Below are 20,412 nucleotides of genomic sequence, written 5' to 3' on the forward strand. Positions count from 1 at the left end.
TTGTGGATATCGCCGCCACCCGCACGGGTGACGGGCTTCACCGGGACGAGACGACAACCCCCAGCAGCCCGGGCCCGGTGTGCGCCCCGATCACCGCCCCCACCTCGCTGACGTGCAGGTCGGCCAGTCCCGGCACCCGGGTCCGCAGCCGGTCCGCCAGGGCCGTGGCCCGGTCGGGGGCGGCGAGATGGTGGACGGCGATGTCGACCTCGGCCCCGCCCGCCCGGTCGGCGGCGATCTCCTCCAGGCGGGCGATGGCCTTCGCCGCCGTGCGTACCTTCTCCAGCGGCTCGATCCGGCCACCGTCCAGCCGCAGCAGCGGTTTCACCGCCAGCGCGGACCCGAACAGGGCCTGCGCGGCCCCGATCCGGCCGCCGCGGCGCAGATAGTCGAGGGTGTCGACGTAGAAGTAGGCGGACGTGCCCGCCGCCCGCTTCTCAGCCGCCGTGACGGCCTCGTCCACCGTGCCGCCGCTCTGCGCCGCCTCGGCCGCGGCGACCGCGCAGAAACCCAGCGCCATCGCGATCATGCCGGTGTCCACGACCCGTACCGGGACGGGCGCCTCGCGGGCCGCGACCACCGCGGCGTCGTAGGTGCCCGAGAGCTCGGCGGAGAGGTGCAGGGAGACGATGCCGGTGGCGCCGGAGCCGGCCGCCTCGCGGTAGGCCTCGGCGAACGTCTCCGGGCTGGGGCGGGAGGTCGTGACCGGGCGTCGCTTCTGCAACGCCTGGGCGAGCGAGCGGGTCGAGATCTCGGTGCCCTCCTCCAGCGCCCGGTCGCCCAGGACCACGGTCAGGGGCACCGCGGTGATGCCGTGACGCTCCATCGTCCGGGGCGGCAGGTAGGCCGTTGAATCGGTGACGATCGCGACATGGCGGGACATGAGCTGGAGGTTACCTGCCGTAGCGCCCGTACGGCAGTCCGGCCCCGGTCACCGACACCGAACAGGTCAGGCTGTCGGACCGGATCGGACCACCGGGCCGAACCGCCGAGACGGACCGCACCGCCGAGCCGAACCACCGGACCAGACCGCACCACCGGACCAGACCGAACCGCCGGACCGAACCGCCAAGCCAGACCACCGGACCAGACCGCACCCCCGAGCCAGACCGCACCACCGAACCGCACCGCCGAGCCAGACCGCCAGATCAGACCGGACTGTCAGGTCGTGCTCTCCGGTCGGGCCTTCTTCTGCCAGGGGTACGTCTGACGCGGCCCGGCCGGGTCGATCGCCGGTCGCGCCGGTTTCCCGGCGGACGCCGGCCGCCCCGGGCCGGAGCTCGCGTCGTCGGCGGCCAGAGCCTCGGGCCACGACGGCGGCGGGGTGGCGGGCTCCGTCCGGGTCCAGTGCCGCAGGGCGCCGGCCTCGACGTCGATCTGCGTGCTCAGCGAGTCCAGGTCGTCGTCCGCGAAGCGGCGGGCCCGGTCGCGGGCCGCCCAGCGCAGGGAGTCGGCCGCCCGGGTGATGCGCTCGGTGCGCTCGCGCAGACCGGGGAGGCGCTCCGCGAGGGTGACGCGGTCGGGCTCGGTCTCCAGCCGCCGCAGCTCGGCGTCGAGTTCGTGTCCGTGCGCGCTGAGCCGCGCGAACAGGCCCAGGGACTCCTTGAGGGACTCGTCCTCGGCCACGCCCGCCTCCAGCGCGTCCTGCGTGGCCCGCATGGAGGTGCGCAGCGACAGCCGCAGCCGCGCGACCTCACCGGCCGAACCGGGCTGGACCAGGGACTTGGCGCGCAGCGTGTGCTCCTCCACCGTGCGGCGGGCCTGGGTGATGCCGCGGTCCACTCCCCGCTTGGCGGCGCCGACGGCCTTCACCGTGGCGTAGGCGCCAAGGGCGATCATGAGCACGAAGAGCAGGGCGACGACTGCGATCACTGCTTCCACGGTGCTCCTCCTCCGGCCCCTGAGGGCGCTCGCGACGCCCACCGCGCCACTCTCTTCCACCGTAAACGCAATGGGCAGGCCCGGAGTTCCGGAAAAACCCCGAACCTGCCCGTAGGGGACCGCCCCGAGCCGTCAGCCGACCACGCCATCGACCACGTCACCGGCCATGTCGCCGGCCACCTGGCGCACGCCTCTCACACGCCCGTCACCACCCGCGCCGCCCGCGAGCCCCGCGCCCCTCACGCCGGCACGATGTTGACCAGCTTGGGCGCCCGCACGATGACCTTGCGGATCCCGGCGCCGTCCAGCGCGGCCACGACCTTCTCGTCGGCCAGCGCCGCCTTCTCCAGATCCGCCTCGGAGATGTCCGGGGCGACCTCCAGCCGCGCCTTGACCTTGCCCTTGACCTGGACGACGCAGGTCACCGTGTCGTCGACCACGTACGCCGGGTCGGCCACCGGGAAGTCCTGGTGCACCACCGAATCGGTGTGCCCCAGCTTGCGCCACAGTTCCTCGGCGACGTGCGGGGCCAGCGGCGCGATCATCAGCACCAGCGCCTCGGCGACCGGCCGCGCGACCGGGCCGCCCGCCTTGGTCAGGTGGTTGTTCAGCTCGGTGACCTTGGCGATGGCGGTGTTGAAGCGCATGCCCTCCAGGTCGCCGCGCACCCCGTCGATCGCCTTGTGCAGCGCCCGCAGCGTGTCCACGTCGATGTCCGCGGGGTCGGTGTCCACGACCGTCACCTCGCCGGTCGTCTCGTCGACGACGTTGCGCCACAGCCGCTGCAGCAGCCGGAACTGGCCGACCACCGCGCGGGTGTCCCACGGCCGGGAGACGTCCAGCGGGCCCATGGCCATCTCGTACAGGCGCAGCGTGTCCGCGCCGTACTCGGCGCAGATCTCGTCCGGGGTGACCGCGTTCTTCAGCGACTTGCCCATCTTGCCCAGCAGCCGCGACACCCGCTCGCCCTGGTAGTAGTACGCGCCGTCGCGCTCCTCCACCTCGGCGGCCGGTACGGCGATCCCGCGCGCGTCCCGGTAGACGTACGCCTGGATCATGCCCTGGTTGAACAGCTTGTGGAACGGCTCGGCCGAGGAGATGTGCCCCAGGTCGAACAGCACCTTGGACCAGAAGCGCGCGTACAGCAGGTGCAGCACGGCGTGCTCGGCACCGCCGACGTACAGGTCGACGCCGCCGTGCGGCTGACCCTCGCGCGGACCCATCCAGTACTGCTCGATTTCGGGGTCGACCAGCTGTCCGGAGTTGTGCGGGTCCAGGTAGCGCAGCTCGTACCAGCAGGAACCGGCCCAGTTGGGCATGGTGTTGGTCTCGCGCCGGTACTTGCGCGGTCCGCGCCCGTCGCCCAGGTCCAGGGTGACGTCGACCCAGTCCTCGTTGCGCGACAGCGGGGTCTCCGGCTGGGTGTCGGCGTCGTCGGGGTCGAAGGTGCGCGGCGAGTAGTCCTCGACCTCCGGCAGTTCCAGCGGCAGCATCGACTCGGGCAGCGGGTGGGCGATGCCGTCCTCGTCGTAGACGATCGGGAAGGGCTCGCCCCAGTAGCGCTGGCGGCTGAACAGCCAGTCGCGCAGGCGGAAGTTGACGGTGCCCTCGCCGATGCCGCGCTCGGTCAGCCACTCGGTGATGCGGGCCTTGGCCTCGGTGACGCCCAGGCCGTCCAGACTGATGTCGGCGCCGGTCGAGTTGACGATCTTCGCGTCGTACGAGGCGAAGGCGTCGTCCCAGGTCGCGGGGTCGGTGGAGCGGCCGTCGGACGGCTCGACGACACAGCGCATCGGCAGCTCGAAGGCGCGCGCGAAGGCGAAGTCACGGGTGTCGTGCGCCGGTACGGCCATGATCGCGCCGGTGCCGTAGCCCATCAGGACGTAGTCGGCGATGAAGACGGGGATCCGCTCGCCGTTGACCGGGTTGGTGGCGTACGCGCCGGTGAAGACGCCGGTCTTGTCCTTGGCCTCGGCCTGGCGCTCGACGTCGGACTTGGCGGCGGCCTGCGCGCGGTAGGCGGCGACGGCCTCGGCGGGGGTGGCGTGACCGCCGGTCCACGCCGGGCGCGTGCCCTGCGGCCAGGCGGCGGGCGTGAACCTCTCCACCAGGGGGTGTTCGGGGGCCAGCACCATGTAGGTGGCGCCGAACAGGGTGTCCTGGCGGGTGGTGAAGACGGTGATGTGCTCGCCGTCGACGGGGAAGTCGACGCGGGCGCCCTCGCTGCGGCCGATCCAGTTGCGCTGCTGCAGCTTGATGGCCTCGGGCCAGTCCAGCTCCTCCAGGTCCTCCAGCAGGCGGTCCGCGTAGGCGGTGATCCGCATGTTCCACTGGCGCAGCTTGGCCTTGAAGACGGGGAAGTTGCCGCGCTCGGAGCGGCCGTCGGCGGTGACCTCCTCGTTGGCCAGCACGGTGCCCAGGCCGGGGCACCAGTTGACCGGCGCGTCGGAGGCGTAGGCCAGCCGGTACTCGCCCAGGACGTCGGCGCGCTCGACGGCGGTCAGCTCGCTCCAGGCCCGTCCCCCGGGGACCGCACGCGCACCGGACTCGAAGGCGGCGACCAGCTCGGCGATCGGCCGGGCCTTCTTCGCCTCCTCGTCGTACCAGGAGTTGAAGATCTGCAGGAAGATCCACTGGGTCCACTTGTAGTAGTCCGGGTCGATCGTGGCGAACGACCGGCGCTTGTCGTGGCCCAGGCCCAGCCGGCGCAGCTGGGCCTTCATGTTCTCCATGTTGGCCTCGGTGGACACGCGCGGGTGCGTGCCGGTCTGCACGGCGTACTGCTCGGCGGGCAGGCCGAAGGCGTCGAAGCCCAGGGTGTGCAGGACGTTGTGGCCGGTCATCCGCTGGAAGCGGGCGAAGACGTCGGTGGCGATGTAGCCCAGGGGGTGACCGACGTGCAGGCCCGCGCCGGACGGATACGGGAACATGTCCATGATGAACTTCTTGGGCCGGGCGGCCGTCTCCGGGTCGCCCGCCAGGTCACCGGCCGGGTTCGGCGCCGCGTAGGTGCCCTCGGCGTCCCAGAAGTCCTGCCAGCGTGCCTCGATCTCGGCCGCCAGGGCCGCCGTGTAGCGGTGCGGCGCCACCGCCTCGGCGGCGGTGGCGGGGTTCGTCTCGCTCATGATCCTCAAAGCTCCATCGATCGTCTTCGCCTGCGGCTGCGACTCTCACTCCTGACAGAAATGAAAAATCCCCTCGCACAGGAGGGGACGCCGCGCCGCTGCCGACCGTCCGGAGCACCGGCGGTCGGTACTGATCAGCGCGGCCCGCTAAGCAGAAGGCGTACGGCACGCATGGCGTCAGGGTACCGCAGCCGCCGAGCGGGCCACGACGGGGCTCCGCCGCCCGCACCCCGGTCAAGGTTTACTTCGCGTAACAGCCGCTAAGGGGCATCACAACGACCGCATAGTCATTTGATAACAGCGCAATAACTCAAACCTCGTACCCACGGGTATGGCGCCACCTAGAGTGCGGCACCGGGACCGCTTCCCCGAACCGCTCGGAGTGCCCCCATGAACCCATCCCTCGCCGCCACGGCGGACGACTCGTTGGCGTCGTTCCTCGACTTCGGCGCCGGCGTCCTGGCACTGGTCTGCCTCAGCTGCTCGGTGATCTGGGGACTGGTCGCCCAGGACCGGATCCTGCTCGTGGCCCGCCAGCGCATCCTCGCCCAGGCCGTGCACCGCACCACGGCCGTCGCCTCGATCGTCTTCCTGCTCGTGCACATCGGGGTCAAGCTGGCGCTGGCGCACACCACCTGGATCGCCGCGGTGATCCCCTTCGGCCTGTTCCTGACCGACGACGAGCAGTTCGGCGGCCGGGCCTTCCTCATCGGCCTGGGCACCCTGGCCGGCCTGCTCATGGTCTTCGTGGGCGTCACCGGCGCCCTGCGCAACCGCTTCGCCTCCCCCGCCCCCGTCGCGGCCCGCTGGCGGGCCATGCACATGCTGGCCTACCCGGCCTGGTGCGCGGCCCTGCTGCACGGCCTCTACGCGGGCCGCGCGGCCAAGCCGGTCTTCCTGGTCCTGTACGGCCTGTCGGTGGCCGGGGTGATGGCGGCCCTGGCGCTGCGCGCGGCGCCGGGGCCCGTCAAGCGCCGGATCGCCGACCGCGCGGCGGCCCTCCTGGACCAGGGGGACCGCCCGGCCCGGGAGGAACCGGACCGGGCGGAGCCGGCCCGGGACGGCGCCCGCACGGCGCCCGGCGCCACCCCGCAGGGCTCCGCGCTGCCGGGCTACGAGAACGCGGGGGTCCCCCGGCAGCGCGCCGCCGCCCCGCCGCCGTACCAGCCCTCGGCCGCCGCCGCGCCCGCGGAGCCCGGGAACGGGTTCGCCGCGGCCTACCGCGCCGTCTCCGCCCCGCGGCGCCCCTGGCAGCAGCCCACCGTCCCCGGCCCGGCCGCCTTCGTGGAGCCGCCGCCGGAGACGCAGCCGGGCGTACGGCCCACTGCGGCGCCCGGCACGGCGATGCCCCCGGGCGGCTGGCCGGTCCCGTCGCCGCCGCCGGTCGGCGAGGCCCCGCCGTCGGCGTACGACCCCCTCACCGACACCGGCCACACCATCCCGGCCTACACCGGTCCGGACGGCTACGGCTATGGCTACGGCTACGGCTACCGGCCGAGTGACGTGTACGACACCGGTGAGTCGAACACCGTCCCCGGCGCGTACTACCCGGACGACACCTACACGAGCGGTCCCGCCCCCGAACCGGCCCCCGGAGCGTCCTACGACTTCGACGCACCGGGGCCGGGTGAATCCTGGAACACGCCTTCCGGAGGCATGAAGTGAACGAGGCCCTGCCCGACGTCCCCGAGGTCCGCGTCGTCGGCCTCCCCCAGCTCACGTCGGGCTTCGACCTTGTCGAGCGGCTGGATCTGCCGATGCACCTCAAGGTGCACGGCCCGCTCGAACCCCTTGGCGGCGAACAGCTCGCCAAACTCGCCGAGGCGATCAATCTCAGGGGCCGCGGCGGCGCGGGCTTCCCCTTCCACAAGAAGCTGCGCTCGGTCGCCGAAGCGGCGATCAAACGCGGCGTCCGCCCGGTCGTCGTCGTCAACGGCAGCGAGGACGAACCGGCCTGCCGCAAGGACACCGTCCTCATCAACCGCGCACCGCACCTGATCCTGGACGGCGCGCTGCTGTGCGCCGAGGCGATGGGCGCGCGCACCCTCGTCGTCGGGGTCACCCGGGAGTCCACCCAGCGCTCCATGGAGGCCGCGCTCGCCGAACGCGGCCTGAGCAACGGCCGCCGTTCGGCGCTCCGCGCGCGCGTGCAGCGCAATCCCGTGCGGATGGTCACCGGTGCCGCCGCCTCCCTGATCCGTTCCATCGACGGCGGCCCGGCGATCCCGCCCGGCCGCAAGATCAGCGCCTCCAGGAGCGGTGTGGGCGGCTCGCCGACGCTCCTGTCGAACGCCGAGACCTTCGCCCAGCTCGCCATCGCCGCCCGCATCGGCCCCGAGCGCTACGGCAACACCGGTCTGTACGACGAGCCGGGCACCGTCATGCTCACCGTCTCGGGCGCGGTCGCCCGCCCCATGGTCATCGAGGTCCCCACGGGCGTACCGCTGCGCTACGTCCTCCAGCTGGCCGGCGCCCCGCCGGTGCCCCAGGGGGTGCTGACCGGCGGCTACCACGGCAAGTGGATCGACCCGGCCACCGTCGACGAGGCGATCGTCTCCCGCAACTCGCTGGACGCGGTGGGCGGTTCGCTGGGCGCGGGCGCCATCCTGCCGATCGGTCAGGAGACGTGCCCGCTGGGCGAGTCGCTCAGGGTGGCGCAGTGGCTGGCGGAGGAGAGCGCGGGCCAGTGCGGCCCCTGCTACCTCGGACTGCCGGCCGCGGCGCGCGGTCTGGAGGACATCCTGAACGGCGGCGGTCCGGCCGCCCTGGAGGCGCTCAAGCAGGTCGCGAAGAACGTCAAGCGGCGCGGCGCCTGTTCACACCCGGACGGCTCGGCGATGTTCCTGGAGTCGACCGTCAAGGCGTTCACCGACGACCTGGCCGCCCATGTCCTCGGCAACGGCTGCGGACGGCCCGTACAGGGCGTGCTGCCGCTCTTCGAGGGGGGCGGGGCCCCGACGGGCGTCCCGGGCGGCGGCGCGTCCGGGGAGACCGGTCCCAGCCGCCAGAAGATCTACGTCGACTGGACGCTGTGCCGCGGCCACGGGCTGTGCGCCGACATCCTCCCGGAGGTCTTCCAGCTCGGCGCCGACGGTTTCCCGACCGTGGCGCAGGCCCAGGTGCCGCGCTACGCGGAGGCCAAGGCGCTGCGCGCGGTGCGCCGCTGCCCGGCGCTGGCCCTGCGCATCGAGGAGGACGCCCGCGCCCAGGCGCCCGCCCGGGCCAACCTGCCGGTGCTCGCCCCGGGACGCGGCCGGCGCGCGCTCGGCCGCTGAGCGGACAGGGCGGAAGGAGCGAATCGAGCGGACCGAGCGGACCGAGGCCAGCACGACAAACCCCCCGGACCGATGATCCGGGGGGTTTCCCTGTGGAGCTAAGGAGAATTGAACTCCTGACCTCCTGCATGCCATGCAGGCGCTCTACCAACTGAGCTATAGCCCCGCGTTTTACCGCTTCGCTCCGCCCGGTTTCCCCGGCGGCGACGCCAACATTACACGGTCTACCGGGTCCAACACCAAATCGTTTCCGATCTGCCCGGTTCGACCGCTTTCCCGTCAGGCGACCACACCGGACGGCCATGCCGGACGACCCTGCCGGGCACCACGTCAGGCGCCGTGTCAGGCGGCCACGAACGAGTAGAACCGCTTGAGCGTGCAGTGCTCCTCCAGGAGCCGGCCGTAGATCGGCTCGCCCTCGAGTTCCCGGTACGTCTCGATGGGGTCGCCTTTTATGATCAGCGCCCGCGCGCACTCCTCGCACCAGTACTGGTACTCGGGATTGACCGGTTCCATGTCGCGGACGATCGGAGTGCCGCTGCCGCACCAGTCGCACTTCCGCCTGTGTGCCCCCATCGGTCAGCTCCAGCTGTCGCCGCAGGCCGTGCACGCGTACGGGACGCCGCCGCTGTCCCCGAGGATGCTCGCAGGCATCGGTACTCCCTCCCGTCGGGCCGCGCCCCCTTCCGGCCGTTTGATTCTGCCACGCCCGGACCGGCGCGGTCAGCGACGCCTCAGTACCAGTACGGACACGGTGACCGGCGCGGATCTCCATGAAGCCATACGTCCGGCGGACCTCTGGCGCTCAAGCGAGGCCCGAGCGAGAACGAAAAATCCCGCCCCCCAAGGGGACGGGATTCGCCGTGATCGCTCTGATCCTTCTGTGGAGCTAAGGAGAATTGAACTCCTGACCTCCTGCATGCCATGCAGGCGCTCTACCAACTGAGCTATAGCCCCGGGCCGGTGTTCTTCCCGCTCGGCGGGGCGAACAAGAAGAACTTTAGCCTGCGACCTGCCGGAAAGTGAAATCCGGGTCCCGCACGCGGCTCAGTCGTCGTCGCCGAGCACCGGCTCCGGCAGACTGCCGGCGTTGTGCTCGAGCAGCCGCCAGCCGCGCGCGCCCTCGCCGAGGACGGACCAGCAGCAGTTGGTCAGGCCGCCCAGGGCCTCCCAGCTGCGCGCGTCCAGGCCCAGGAGGCGGCCGATGGTCGTGCGGATCGTGCCGCCGTGGCTGACCACGACGAGCGTGCCGTCCTGCGGCAGCTTGTCCACGTACCGCAGCACCACGGGGGCGGCGCGGTCGGCGACCTCGGTCTCCAGTTCGCCACCGCCGCGGCGCACCGGCTCGCCGCGCTTCCACGCCGCGTACTCCGCGCCGTACCGGGCGATGATCTCCTCGTGCGTCAGCCCCTGCCAGACGCCCGCGTAGGTCTCCCGCAGGCCCTCGTCGTGGGCGACCTCCAGGCCGGTCAGCGCGGCCAGCTCGGCGGCCGTGTCGGAGGCCCGCTTCAGGTCCGAGGCCACGATCGCGTCGGGCCTGAGGGCGGCCAGCAGCCGGGCGGCCCGGCGGGCCTGGGCGACGCCGGTGCCGGTCAGCTCGACGTCGGTGGTGCCCTGGAAGCGGCGCTCCACGTTCCACGACGTCTGGCCGTGCCGCCACAGGATGACGCGGCGTCCCCGGCCGGCCCCCCGGTCCGTCACCTCACCGGTGGGACTCATCACCGGTCCCCGTCCGGGCCCGGGGTGTCGGCGGCCTGCGTCCGGGCGTGCTCCTCGCCCTTGCCGCGGGTCGCCTTGGCGTCGGCGGGCAGCTCCAGTTCGGGGCAGTCCTTCCAGAGCCGCTCCAGGGCGTAGAAGACGCGCTCCTCGCTGTGCTGGACGTGGACGACGATGTCGACGTAGTCGAGCAGGACCCAGCGGGCCTCGCGGTCGCCCTCGCGGCGGACCGGCTTGGCGCCGAGTTCCTTGTTGAGCCGTTCCTCGATCTCGTCGACGATCGACTTGACCTGTCGGTCGTTGGGTGCGGAGGCCAGCAGGAAGGCGTCCGTGATCGACAGCACGTCGCTGACGTCGTAGGCGATGACGTCGTGGGCGAGCTTGTCGGCGGCCGCCTGGGCGGCGGTGTTGATGAGCTCCAGGGAGCGGTCGGTCGCGGTCACTACCAGGCTTTCGGTCGACGGTCGTTTGACACCAAGGGTCTCACGACCGCCGACCTCTCCCCATGCGGTTACCGTCCGGTCACGACGCGGGCTCGTAGTCCTGGCCGAGAACCACCGACACGCGCGCGTTGGCGGACACCTCGCCCTTGGCGACCGTGCTGGTCGGCAGGCCGAGCGTCTTGGCGACCTCGGTGGCGTTCTCCTTGTCGGCGGCGTCCGCGTACAGCACCTCCGAGGTGGCCTGGGCGGCGGAGGCGGTGCCGCCCTCCACGAAGGCGAAGCCGCCGTTGACCAGGGTGACCCGGACCTTGGCGGTGTTCTCCGCGTCACCGCTGGCGTTCCGCACGGAGACGCTGACCGCGGCATCCTCGTCGGGGCTCTTGGCGGCGCCGCCGAGGACGTCCTTGACGATGCCCGAGCTGTCCTCGGCGCTGAGCGTGCCGTCGTCCTGGACGGGCAGCAGGGCCGTCTCGTGGTCGCCGCCCTTGGCGAGGTCGGCCAGCGAGGCGAGGAAGGAGCCGAGGTCCTCGTCGGTCAGCGGCGGGTCGAGGATCATACCCAGCGTCTGGACGGTGGTCGTCGCCGCCTGCGCGTCGGAGGACAGTTTGCGCAGCACCCCGTGGATGACCTGCCCGAACCGCTCCAGCTGGGCGTCCTGCGCCTCCCCGGAGGCCTGGTAGGTGGCGTAGGCCACGGCCATCTTGCCGCTGAGGGCCTGCTTCTCGCCCCGGTGGACGAGGACGGCGGCGTCCTCGTCGTCCTTGGCGTCCGGGTCGGGCACGTCCGCGTCCGTGTCGACCTCGATGGTGCCGACCAGGTCGACGAGGTTCTGCAAGTAGGGCGTGTCCAGGCGCCAGGTGCCCTCGATGGCGGTGCCGAGCACGGAGTCGAGCGCGTCCTGGGTGGCGTCGGGTCCGTCGTCGTCGACCGACTTGGCCAGCGTGGTGACGCTGCCGTCGTCGCCGGTCAGCGCCAGCGAGTTGGGCAGCAGCACGGTGGTCGCCCGCTGGGTGGTGGTGTTGTTCACCAGCAGTGCCGTGGAGGTGGAGCCGCCGTCGGTGTCGTGCAGGTGGAGGGCGATCACGTCGCGCTTCTGGGCGCCCGCCGCCGTCGTACCGCCGGTCCCGGAGTCCGACGAGGACAGGCCGGGGAGCTTTCCGGCGTACCAGAGGTAGCCGATGCCGCCCACGGCGACCAGGGCGAGGACGACCACCAGGGCGATGACACGCGCGCGTGCCCGGCGCCGGGCCTCCTCGCGGCGCTCGGTGCGGTTCTCCGTGAACTTCATCCAGTCGATGACGTCCTCGGAGTCGCCGTCCGGCTCCTCGACGAAGGCGAACTGCTCGGTGTGGTACTCCGGCCCCGCCGCCGCGCCGGACTTCGCCGGCGCCTCTTCCCCGGGCCCCTCCGGCTCCTCGCGCGGGCCCGCCTGCCGCGGCACGCGGGCCGTCTGCTCGGCGACCCGGGCCTGCCCGCCGCCGGCGGCGGCAGCGGCGTCCGCGTAGGGGTCGTAGGCGGCCTGCTGGGGGGCGGACGCCTGGCCGCCGGGGTCGTAGGCGGCCTGCTGAGGGGCGGACGCCTGGCCGCCGGGGTCGTAGGCGGCCTGCTGAGGGGCGGACGCCTGGCCGCCGGGGTCGTAGTTCGCGTAGGGGTCGTACGGGGTGGCGGGCTGCTGGCCGCCGGTGCCGTACGGGTCGTAGCCGTACCCCTGCTGCCCCGGCTGTCCCTGCTGCGCGTACGGGTCGTACGCCTGCTGCTGGGGGGCGGGCTGCTGGGCCGGGGCCTGGCGGTAGACCGGCTGGCCCCACTCGTCGTAGCCGACGATCTCGTACGGGCCGTCCTGGCCGCCGCCGTACCCCGCGTCGTATCGGTCGTTCACCGGTGCCCCTCTCGGCTCACAAGCCGCGGTACAGCTGACGCTTGTCGATGTAGCGCACGACGCCGTCGGGCACCAGGTACCAGACGGGCTCGCCCTTGGCGACTCTCGCCCGGCAGTCCGTGGAGGAGATGGCGAGGGCGGGGACCTCGATGAGGGAGACGCCTCCCTCGGGCAGGCCCGCGTCCGTCAGGTGGTGGCCGGGGCGGGTGACGCCGATGAAGTGTGACAGGGAGAAGAGTTCCTCGCTGTCGCGCCAGGTGAGGATCTGGGCGAGGGCGTCGGCGCCGGTGATGAAGAAGAGGTCCGTGTCCGGGTTGAGCGAGCGCAGGTCGCGCAGGGTGTCCACGGTGTAGGTGGGACCGCCGCGGTCGATGTCGATGCGGCTCACCGAGAACTGCGGGTTCTCGACGGTCGCGATGACCGTCATGAGGTACCGGTCCTCGGCCGCGGAGACCACGCGGTGGCTCTTCTGCCAGGGCTGCCCGGTCGGTACGAACACCACCTCGTCGAGGTGGAACTGCGCGGCGACCTCACTGGCCGCGACGAGGTGCCCGTGGTGGATCGGGTCGAAGGTGCCGCCCATGACGCCGAGCCGGCGCTTGCCCGGCCGTGACGGGGCGGTGCCGGGGACCGGGCGGTGCCGTGTGCCGCTTGCCGGGCCGTTCACCGGACCGGTAGGCATGTCCTGCTCTCCCATGCGTGCAGACCCTACCGGCCCCGGCTGAACGTCTCGGCCGCCTGTTCCCCTGGAGAACGCGCTCCGCTCAGCGGTCCCGGTTGAAGCGCGTGGTGATCCACAGCAGCAGCAGCAGGACGACGAACGCGCCGATGCCGGTGACGTAGGGGCTGAGGCTCTCGTGGTTGCCGCCGTGCTCCTCGCCCTCGGCGGCAAGGGTGACCAACTGGGCAGCGGTGCTGTGGAAGCTCATCTTCGGCAGGACCTATCGCGTGTGGGCGGGATAAAGACGTGGGCCCATCGTATGCGGGCCCCCCTCACGCGATCACGCCGACTCCGCCGTCGGGAAGCCACCGGGAGGCGCCGGCAGCCGCCGGGAGCCGTCAGGGTTCGCTCGGGAGGTCCGGGAAGGGTCCGGGCCGGCCGGGGAACCCCACGGCCGCCTCAGTCGTCCCTCGACGTGTAGCCCCGCAGCAGGAGCCACGCGGTGAGCACACAGCCCAGCACCATCACGACCAGCACGATCTGGAGCAGGTGCCCCGTTCCTGACTGCTCGGCGGCGTTCGCGGCCCCGGCGAGCCGGACGGGGTGGGGGACATGCTCCATGACACGGACTCCTTAGCTGTACTGCCCGTCCACGGTAACTCCGCCTAGGCTGGGCTCTGCTTCGGGGGCACGAAGGACCGCACAGGGTCCGCAGAGGGCCACTAGGACGCACCTGGGGGAAGACATGGCCGACGGCCGTCAGAGCAACGGGCACGAGCAGGTGCCCGGCAGGTCACGCAGGCGCTTCCCGGGGATCTCCTCGCGCGCGTACGAGCATCCGGCCGACCGCAGCGCCCTGGTGGCGCTGCGCAAGCTGAGCGGTTTCGACACGGTGTTCAAGGCGCTCAGCGGGCTGCTGCCGGAGCGGAGCCTGAGGCTGCTGTTCCTGTCCGACTCGGTGCGCGTCTCGGACCGGCAGTTCGCCCACCTGAACGACATGCTGCGGGACGCCTGCTACATCCTGGACCTGGAGAAGGTCCCCCCGATGTACGTCAACCAGGACCCGAATCCGAACGCGATGTGCATCGGCCTGGACGAGCCGATCATCGTGGTCACCACGGGGCTGGTCGAGCTGCTCGACGAGGAGGAGATGCGGGCGGTCGTCGGGCACGAGATCGGGCACGCGCTGTCCGGGCACTCGGTCTACCGCACCGTCCTGCTCTTCCTGACCTCGCTGGCGGTCCGGGTCGCCTGGATCCCGCTGGGCAACCTGGCGATCATGGCGATCGTGACCGCGCTGCGCGAGTGGTTCCGCAAGTCGGAGCTGTCCGCCGACCGCGCGGGGCTGCTGGTCGGCCAGGACCTGACGGCGTCCATGCGCGGCCTGATGAAGATCGCGGGCGGCAACCACCTGCACGAGATGAACGTGGACGCGTTCCTGGAGCAGGCCGACGAGTACGAGGCCGGCGGCGACCTGCGCGACTCCGTACTGAAGATCATGAACGTGCTGCCGCGTTCCCACCCCTTCGCCGCCGTGCGGGCCGCCGAGCTGAAGAAGTGGGCGGCCTCCCGTGACCACCAGCGGATCATGGACGGCCACTACCCGCGGCGCGACGAGGACAAGGACACCTCGGTACGTGACTCCTGGCGGGAGTCGGCGGCCGGCTACGCCACGCATGTGCGCACGTCCAAGGACCCGCTGATGAAGCTGGTCAACGACATCGCCGGCGGGGCCGGGGACCTCGGCGAGCGGGTGCGGCGGGGCTTCGGCGGGTTCGGCTCCTCTCGGCCGGGACCGAAGGACGGGCACGACGGCCCGGCGGGTGCCGGGAGCCCGGAAGGTCCTGGGAACCCGGAGGGTCCTGCGGGTCCTGGAGGGCGTGGGGGCTTTGCGGGTCGTCCTGGTGACGCGCCGGGCGGACCGCAGGACGGACCCGGCGAGCGCCGCGACTAGGCCGACAGGCCGACAGGCCGACAGGCCGACAGGCCGACAGGCCGACAGGCCGACAGGCCGACAGGCCGACAGGCCGACAGGCCGACAGGCCGACAGGCCGGATCGTCACACCTTCGGCTGGGCGCCCTCGGCCAGGGTGCCGCACAGCGCCGTGGCCTCGCCCGTGGCGTACGGGTCGGTACCGGCCGGGCCGCCCTCCTTGGCGCTCTGCCCGGCGAGCAGCGGGCGCAGGTACCCGGCCGCGTCCTCGGCGCAGGACAGCGGGCCCGCCTGGAGCGAGGCGAGGGTGAGCCGGGCCTGGTGCAGCCGCAGGTCGTCCCGGTCGAAGCGGAAGCGCAGCTCGCGGCGGACGGTGAACAGCGACGCCTCGGCACGGGTGTCCCCGGTGGGCCGCAGCGGATAGACGACGGTGTGGGCGGCGACGACCTCCAGGGCGGAGGAGTCGCTCTCCAGGGCCCGCAGCGAGCCCCGGACGCGGATCCCGGTGCCGGCCAGCTCGACGCGGGCCGGGTCGAAGCGCACCAGCCATCCGGTGGCCGCGTGCCGGCCGTCGGCGGCGGGCTGTTCGAAGCTCTCGTCGAACTGGGCGGTCTGGTCGGGGTCGAGCAGCATCCGCACCGAGCGGGTCTCCCCGCCGACCAGCACCCGCGGGTCGAGCGCCGAGCGCACGACGTACTCCTTGGCGGTGAGCAGGGCGTTCCTGACCTGTTCGGCGGCGAAGTGGGCGGTGTCGCGGTACGGCGGCAGCGTGACGCCCGCCGCGCCGGCCCGGAACCGCGCGGCGGGGCTGCGCGCGAACAGCCGCTCGGCGTCGGCGGCGCCGGGCACCTCGCCGCGCGGGGAGAGCGGGACGACGGTCATCCGCACCTGTTCGGCGGACTGCCGCGCGGCGGGGCTCTGGTAAGGGTGGCGCAGGCTCATGTAGACGGCGGTGCCGAGGGCGACCGCGATCAGCACGATCAGGATCAGGGCCTGCCGGGGCAGTCCGCGGCGCAGCGGCGGGCGGCGGCGGACGGCGGGGGTGTGGTCGGCGATGCGCTCCTGGGCGGAGAACTCCTGGAGGTGGGCAGCGCGAACGAACGATTCGTCGAAGACGACGGACCGGTACTCGTCGTCGCCGCCCCCGGAGGCGCCCTCGGGTGCCCCGTCAGGCGGGTCTGAAGGACCTCCCATATCTTCAGAGTAGGTCGCCGGGCCGCCAGGTAAACGCCCTGGTACACGACAACTTCGGACACCTTCGCACCGGGTCGCGGGCGTCGCTCAGGGGCTGCGCGGGATCACCGGGACGGCCGGCTGGGAGTAGTCGGCGGAGGCCGAGGGGGTGGCGGCGCCGCCCTGCTCGGGGCCGGTGGAGGCGGGCGGGGGCACCTGGTCCCGGTCGCTGTCCGAGGAGGCGCCCCGGTAGACGGCGCTGAAGGCCAGCGCGACCATGCCGATGCCCATCACCAGGGCGAGCATCCAGGCGACGGGGCGGTGCCAGCGGAGCTGCTTGCCGTAGCCCGCGGGGGCGCCGTAGGGGCGGTCGAGGGGGTCGGCGTCGTCCGGGTCGTCGTCGTGGTAGGGGTCGGCCGGGTCGTGGCCGAGGTCGCCGTATCCGTCGTCGTAGCGCTCGCCCCTGGTGCGGGCGCGGCGGGCCGCCTCCGCCTCGGAGGCCTCCGCCCGGGCCTCGGCGGCGGCCAGCAGGCGTTCGACGGCGGTCGGCTCGTGGACCGTGGCCGCCCGTACGAAGTCCTCGTCGAAGACCACGGAGGCGAACTCTTCGTCCGACACCCCGCGGTCGTGGTCGTCGTCGGGCTCCCAGCCGTCAGGGAACGGCGTGCCCCCCACGTCCTCCGGCACGGATCCAGAGTAGACCTGGGGGGTCATTTTGGGCAGACGGTATGGAAATTCATCCGGCGGGTGGGACGGGCGCGGGGCGCCCGCGCGGGGGCGTGTGTCCGGCCGCGCGCCGGGGGCCGGTTCAGCGCCGTACGTGTCCGTCGCCGGTGACGATGTACTTGGTGCTGGTCAGTTCCGGCAGGCCCATCGGGCCGCGGGCGTGCAGCTTCTGGGTGGAGATGCCGATCTCGGCGCCGAAGCCGAACTGGCCGCCGTCGGTGAAGCGGGTGGACGCGTTCACGGCGACCGTCGTGGAATCGACCAACTGGGTGAAGCGGCGGGCCGCCTGCTGCGAGGTGGTGACGATCGCCTCGGTGTGGCCGGAGGTCCACAGCCGGATGTGTTCGACGGCCTTGTCGAGGGAGTCGACGACGGCGGCGGCGATGTCGTAGGAGAGGTACTCGGTCTCCCAGTCCTCCGGGGTGGCCTCGACGACGGTGGCGCGGGAGTCCTTGGCGTACGCCATCACCCGCTCGTCGGCGTGCACGGTGACGCCGGCGTCGGCAAGGGCGTCCAGGGCGCGGGGCAGGAAGTCGGGGGCGATGTCCTGGTGGACCAGGAGGGTCTCGGCGGCGTTGCAGACGCCGACCCGCTGGGCCTTGCTGTTGACCAGGATCTCGACGGCCATGTCGAGGTCGGCGGCGGCGTCGACGTAGACGTGGCAGTTGCCGGTGCCGGTCTCGATGACGGGGACGGTGGACTCCTGGACGACCGTGCTGATCAGGGAGGCGCCGCCGCGCGGGATGAGGACGTCGACCAGGCCGCGGGCGCGCATCAGCTCGCGGACGCTGTCGCGGCTCTCGCCGGGGACGAGCTGGACGGCGTCGGCGGGCAGCCCGGCGCCGCCGACCGCGTCGCGGATCACCCGGACCAGGGCGGTGTTCGACCGGTAGGCGGACGACGAGCCGCGCAGCAGGACCGCGTTGCCGGACTTCAGGCAGAGGGCGGCGGCGTCGACGGTGACGTTGGGCCGGCCCTCGTAGATGATGCCGACCACGCCGAGCGGGACGCGGACCTGGCGCAGGTCGATGCCGTTGGGGAGGGTGTTGCCGCGGACCACCTCGCCGACGGGGTCGGGCAGCGCGGCGACGTCCCGTACGTCGGAGGCGATGGCGCGCACGCGCTCCGGGGTGAGGGTCAGCCGGTCGACGATGGCCTCGGCGGTCCCGGCCTCGCGGGCCTTGGCCACGTCCTGGGCGTTGGCCTCGACGATCTCGCTCGTACGGACCTCCAGCGCGTCGGCGACGGCGAGCAGGGCGTCGTCCTTGACGGCCCGCGGCAGCGGCGCGAGGTCGGCGGCGGCGGCCTTGGCCCGGTAGGCGGCCTGGGTGACCGGGGACATCGAGTCGTACGGCGAGAGCGTGGTCATGGGGGAAGGGTAGTGCGCCGGGCGGCGTCACCCGGCGTATGTCCCACACCCCGAGACGGGACTCCGACAGGTGGACGGAGGGGGTCCTTCCCGCCCAGGGCGGGGTCCTTCCCGCTCAGAAGGGGTGCACCCCGACCGGTGTCGCCGGGGCGGGGCCGTAGCCCGCGGCGATGCGCTGGTGGTAGGTGACGCGGTCGATGACCTCCAGGCCGACGATCTCCCAGGGCGGCAGGCCCGCGGTCTGCCGGTGCTCGCCCCACAGGCGCAGGGCGACGGCGGCGGCGTCGTGCAGGTCGCGGGCCTGCTCCCAGTACCGGATCTCGGCGTGGTCGCCGGCGTAGCGGCTGGTCAGCAGGAAGGGGTGGTCGTGGGCGAGCTGTTCGAGGGCGCGGCGGACCTCGGCGACGGGGGTGCGCTCACCGGAGACGCTGAGGGTGACGTGCCACAGGCGCGGGACCTCCCCGGCCCCCCGGTCCGGGCCGCGGTCACCGGCCGGGACGCCGGTCGGGGCGCGTTCCCCGTCCGCCGCGACGCCGGCCAAGCCGTGTTCCCCGCCGGTCCCGACGCCGGTCAGCGCGCGTTCCCCGACGGCCGCGACACCGGTCAGCGCGCGTTCCCCGTCCGCCGCGACACCGGCCGGCGCACCTTCCCCGTCCGCCGCGACACCGGCCAAGCCGTGCTCCCCGCCGGTCCCGACACCGGTCAGCGCGCGTTCCCCGACGGCCGCGACACCGGCCAGCGCGCGTTCCCCGTCCGCCGCGACACCGGCCGGCGCACCTTCCCCGTCCGCCGCGACACCGGCCAAGCCGTGCTCCCCGCCGGTCCCGACGCCGGTCAGCGCGCGTTCCCCGACGGCCGCGCGGGTGCCGGCACCGCCGCGGGGCGTGGCCGCCCCCGGGCGCACTCGTCTCACGCCGGCCTCCTTCTCGCTCGCGCGCCGCCCGGCGCGGTCGGCCCGGACGGCGGGCCTCGCGACAAAGTGGAGCAGGCCCCGCGCGATCGCGGAGGCGGTTTCGCGGAACGTCCACCACCGGTGCGGGGACGTTTCGGCCCATTACGGGTGCAGGATCACCAGATCGTCCCTGTGTACGACCTCACGTTCGTACGCGGGTCCGAGGTCGCGGGCCAGCTCCCGGGTGGAGCGGCCGAGCAGTCGGGGGATCTCCTTGGCGTCGAAGGAGACCAGTCCGCGGGCGACCGCGCGCCCGGTGCCGTCCCGCAGCTCGACGGGGTCGCCCGCGCCGAAGTCGCCCTCGACGGCGGCGATCCCGGCGGGCAGCAGCGACTTGCGGCCCTCGACCACGGCGCGCACCGCCCCGTCGTCGAGGGTGAGCGCGCCCTGCGGCGCGGAGGCGTGCTGGAGCCAGAGCAGGCGGTTGGTGGAGCGCTTGCCGGTGGGGTGGAAGTAGGTGCCGGTGTCCTGGCCGGTGAGGGCGTCGGCGGCGTGCACCGCGCTGGTGAGCACCACGGGGATGCCGGCGGCGGCGGCGATCCGGGCCGCCTCGACCTTGGTGACCATGCCGCCGGTGCCGACCCCGGCCCTGCCCGCGCTGCCGATCTCGACGCCGGCGAGGTCGGCGGGTGCGCGGACCTCGGCGATGCGGGAGGTGCCGGGGCGGCTCGGGTCGCCGTCGTAGACGCCGTCGACGTCGGAGAGGAGGACGAGCAGGTCGGCGCGGACCAGGTGGGCGACGAGGGCGGCGAGCCGGTCGTTGTCGCCGAAGCGGATCTCGTCGGTGGCGACGGTGTCGTTCTCGTTGACGACCGGGAACGCGCCCATCGCGAGGAGCTTGTCCAGGGTGCGCGAGGCGTTGCGGTGGTGGGAGCGGCGGCTCATGTCGTAGGACGTGAGCAGGACCTGCCCGACGCGGACGCGGTAGCGGGCGAAGGATGCGGTGTAGCGGGCGACGAGCAGGCCCTGGCCGACGCTGGCGGCGGCCTGCTGGCGGGCCAGGTCCCTGGGGCGCCGGCTCAGGCCCAGCGGTGCGAGGCCGGCGGCGATGGCGCCGGAGGAGACCAGCACGATCTCCCGCTCCCCCGCCGTGCCGCGCACCTTGGCCAGTACGTCGACCAGCGCGTCGACCCGGTCGGCGTCCAGACCGCCGGCCGCCGTGGTCAGCGACGAGGAGCCGACCTTGACGACGATCCTGCGGGCCTCGCTCACGGCCTGCCTTGCCCCTGTCACCTGTGCTCATTCCCTCGCGTCCGGCCTCGCCGGGCAATCTACGTGA

At 73.0% G+C, this 20,412-nt stretch carries 18 protein-coding genes and 2 tRNA genes; 3 read left to right on the forward strand and 17 right to left on the reverse strand.

The genetic code is table 11. The features are described from left to right. Positions 1 to 37: 37 nt before the first annotated feature. From ACY1JF_RS02315 to leuS, 3 genes are all read right to left on the reverse strand, one after another. Entirely contained in the window at positions 38 to 883 is an 846-nt protein-coding gene (locus tag ACY1JF_RS02315) for a DegV family protein (protein ID WP_462703250.1), read from the reverse strand. A gap of 278 nt (positions 884 to 1,161) precedes the next feature. Then, positions 1,162 to 1,881 (reverse strand): hypothetical protein, encoded by a 720-nt coding sequence (locus tag ACY1JF_RS02320; RefSeq protein ID WP_462703251.1) that lies wholly within the window; start codon positions 1,879 to 1,881, stop codon positions 1,162 to 1,164. 239 nt (positions 1,882 to 2,120) lie between these two features. Beyond that, the gene (leuS, locus tag ACY1JF_RS02325) at positions 2,121 to 5,006 is read right to left on the reverse strand and encodes a leucine--tRNA ligase (protein ID WP_462703252.1); all 2,886 of its coding nucleotides are present in this window, start codon (positions 5,004 to 5,006) and stop codon (positions 2,121 to 2,123) included. Between the two features lie 390 nt (positions 5,007 to 5,396). Between leuS and ACY1JF_RS02330 the strand changes: the two genes are divergently transcribed. Both ACY1JF_RS02330 and ACY1JF_RS02335 read left to right on the forward strand, forming a co-directional pair. Then, on the forward strand, positions 5,397 to 6,671 hold the full coding sequence (locus ACY1JF_RS02330) for a cytochrome b/b6 domain-containing protein (protein ID WP_462703253.1): 1,275 nt from the start codon (positions 5,397 to 5,399) through the stop codon (positions 6,669 to 6,671). Then, complete coding sequence (locus ACY1JF_RS02335; RefSeq protein WP_462703254.1) at positions 6,668 to 8,281, forward strand: NADH-ubiquinone oxidoreductase-F iron-sulfur binding region domain-containing protein; 1,614 nt, start codon at positions 6,668 to 6,670, stop codon at positions 8,279 to 8,281. Before ACY1JF_RS02330 ends, ACY1JF_RS02335 begins: the two co-directional genes overlap by 4 nt. A gap of 93 nt (positions 8,282 to 8,374) precedes the next feature. Here the strand turns inward: ACY1JF_RS02335 and ACY1JF_RS02340 are convergent. The 9 genes from ACY1JF_RS02340 to ACY1JF_RS02380 form a co-directional block, all read right to left on the reverse strand. Further along, positions 8,375 to 8,447 (reverse strand) — tRNA-Ala (locus ACY1JF_RS02340). A 176-nt stretch (positions 8,448 to 8,623) separates the two neighbouring features. After that, positions 8,624 to 8,857 carry a hypothetical protein gene (locus ACY1JF_RS02345; protein ID WP_215169073.1) on the reverse strand — a complete coding sequence of 78 codons (234 nt, stop codon included), beginning with the start codon at positions 8,855 to 8,857 and terminating at the stop codon, positions 8,624 to 8,626. Between the two features lie 308 nt (positions 8,858 to 9,165). Then, positions 9,166 to 9,238 (reverse strand) — tRNA-Ala (locus tag ACY1JF_RS02350). A gap of 90 nt (positions 9,239 to 9,328) precedes the next feature. Beyond that, positions 9,329 to 10,000, reverse strand: coding sequence for a histidine phosphatase family protein (locus ACY1JF_RS02355; RefSeq protein WP_462703255.1), 672 nt, complete (start codon positions 9,998 to 10,000; stop codon positions 9,329 to 9,331). Next, positions 10,000 to 10,440, reverse strand: a complete 441-nt coding sequence (rsfS, locus tag ACY1JF_RS02360; protein WP_462703256.1) for a ribosome silencing factor — start codon at positions 10,438 to 10,440, stop codon at positions 10,000 to 10,002. The genes ACY1JF_RS02355 and rsfS overlap by 1 nt, the downstream gene beginning before the upstream one ends. Before the next feature lie 79 nt (positions 10,441 to 10,519). Continuing rightward, positions 10,520 to 12,319, reverse strand: a complete 1,800-nt coding sequence (locus ACY1JF_RS02365) for an LCP family protein (protein WP_462703257.1) — start codon at positions 12,317 to 12,319, stop codon at positions 10,520 to 10,522. A gap of 16 nt (positions 12,320 to 12,335) precedes the next feature. Next, a complete protein-coding gene (gene nadD / locus ACY1JF_RS02370) occupies positions 12,336 to 13,016 on the reverse strand; it encodes a nicotinate-nucleotide adenylyltransferase (RefSeq protein ID WP_462703258.1) in 681 nt (226 codons plus the stop codon). 67 nt (positions 13,017 to 13,083) lie between these two features. Beyond that, positions 13,084 to 13,248 carry a hypothetical protein gene (locus ACY1JF_RS02375; RefSeq protein ID WP_462703259.1) on the reverse strand — a complete coding sequence of 55 codons (165 nt, stop codon included), beginning with the start codon at positions 13,246 to 13,248 and terminating at the stop codon, positions 13,084 to 13,086. A gap of 191 nt (positions 13,249 to 13,439) precedes the next feature. Continuing rightward, positions 13,440 to 13,601 (reverse strand): hypothetical protein, encoded by a 162-nt coding sequence (locus ACY1JF_RS02380; RefSeq protein ID WP_462703260.1) that lies wholly within the window; start codon positions 13,599 to 13,601, stop codon positions 13,440 to 13,442. A gap of 124 nt (positions 13,602 to 13,725) precedes the next feature. Between ACY1JF_RS02380 and ACY1JF_RS02385 the strand changes: the two genes are divergently transcribed. Next, positions 13,726 to 14,934, forward strand: a complete 1,209-nt coding sequence (locus tag ACY1JF_RS02385) for a M48 family metallopeptidase (RefSeq protein WP_462703261.1) — start codon at positions 13,726 to 13,728, stop codon at positions 14,932 to 14,934. 105 nt (positions 14,935 to 15,039) lie between these two features. On the opposite strand, the gene ACY1JF_RS02390 is transcribed toward ACY1JF_RS02385, so the two are convergent. The 5 genes from ACY1JF_RS02390 to proB form a co-directional block, all read right to left on the reverse strand. Further along, positions 15,040 to 16,107: an SCO2583 family membrane protein gene (locus ACY1JF_RS02390; protein ID WP_462703262.1), complete on the reverse strand. Its 1,068-nt coding sequence runs from the start codon at positions 16,105 to 16,107 to the stop codon at positions 15,040 to 15,042. Between the two features lie 87 nt (positions 16,108 to 16,194). Then, complete coding sequence (locus ACY1JF_RS02395; RefSeq protein WP_462703263.1) at positions 16,195 to 16,773, reverse strand: SCO2584 family spore wall biosynthesis protein; 579 nt, start codon at positions 16,771 to 16,773, stop codon at positions 16,195 to 16,197. 121 nt (positions 16,774 to 16,894) lie between these two features. After that, positions 16,895 to 18,181: a glutamate-5-semialdehyde dehydrogenase gene (locus tag ACY1JF_RS02400; protein WP_462703264.1), complete on the reverse strand. Its 1,287-nt coding sequence runs from the start codon at positions 18,179 to 18,181 to the stop codon at positions 16,895 to 16,897. Positions 18,182 to 18,296: 115 nt separating this feature from the next. Further along, positions 18,297 to 18,755, reverse strand: coding sequence for a hypothetical protein (locus tag ACY1JF_RS02405; protein ID WP_462703478.1), 459 nt, complete (start codon positions 18,753 to 18,755; stop codon positions 18,297 to 18,299). A gap of 480 nt (positions 18,756 to 19,235) precedes the next feature. After that, complete coding sequence (gene proB / locus ACY1JF_RS02410; RefSeq protein WP_462703265.1) at positions 19,236 to 20,366, reverse strand: glutamate 5-kinase; 1,131 nt, start codon at positions 20,364 to 20,366, stop codon at positions 19,236 to 19,238. Positions 20,367 to 20,412 lie beyond the last annotated feature (46 nt).

Source organism: Streptomyces sp. SYSU D01066-1, from assembly GCF_054956795.1.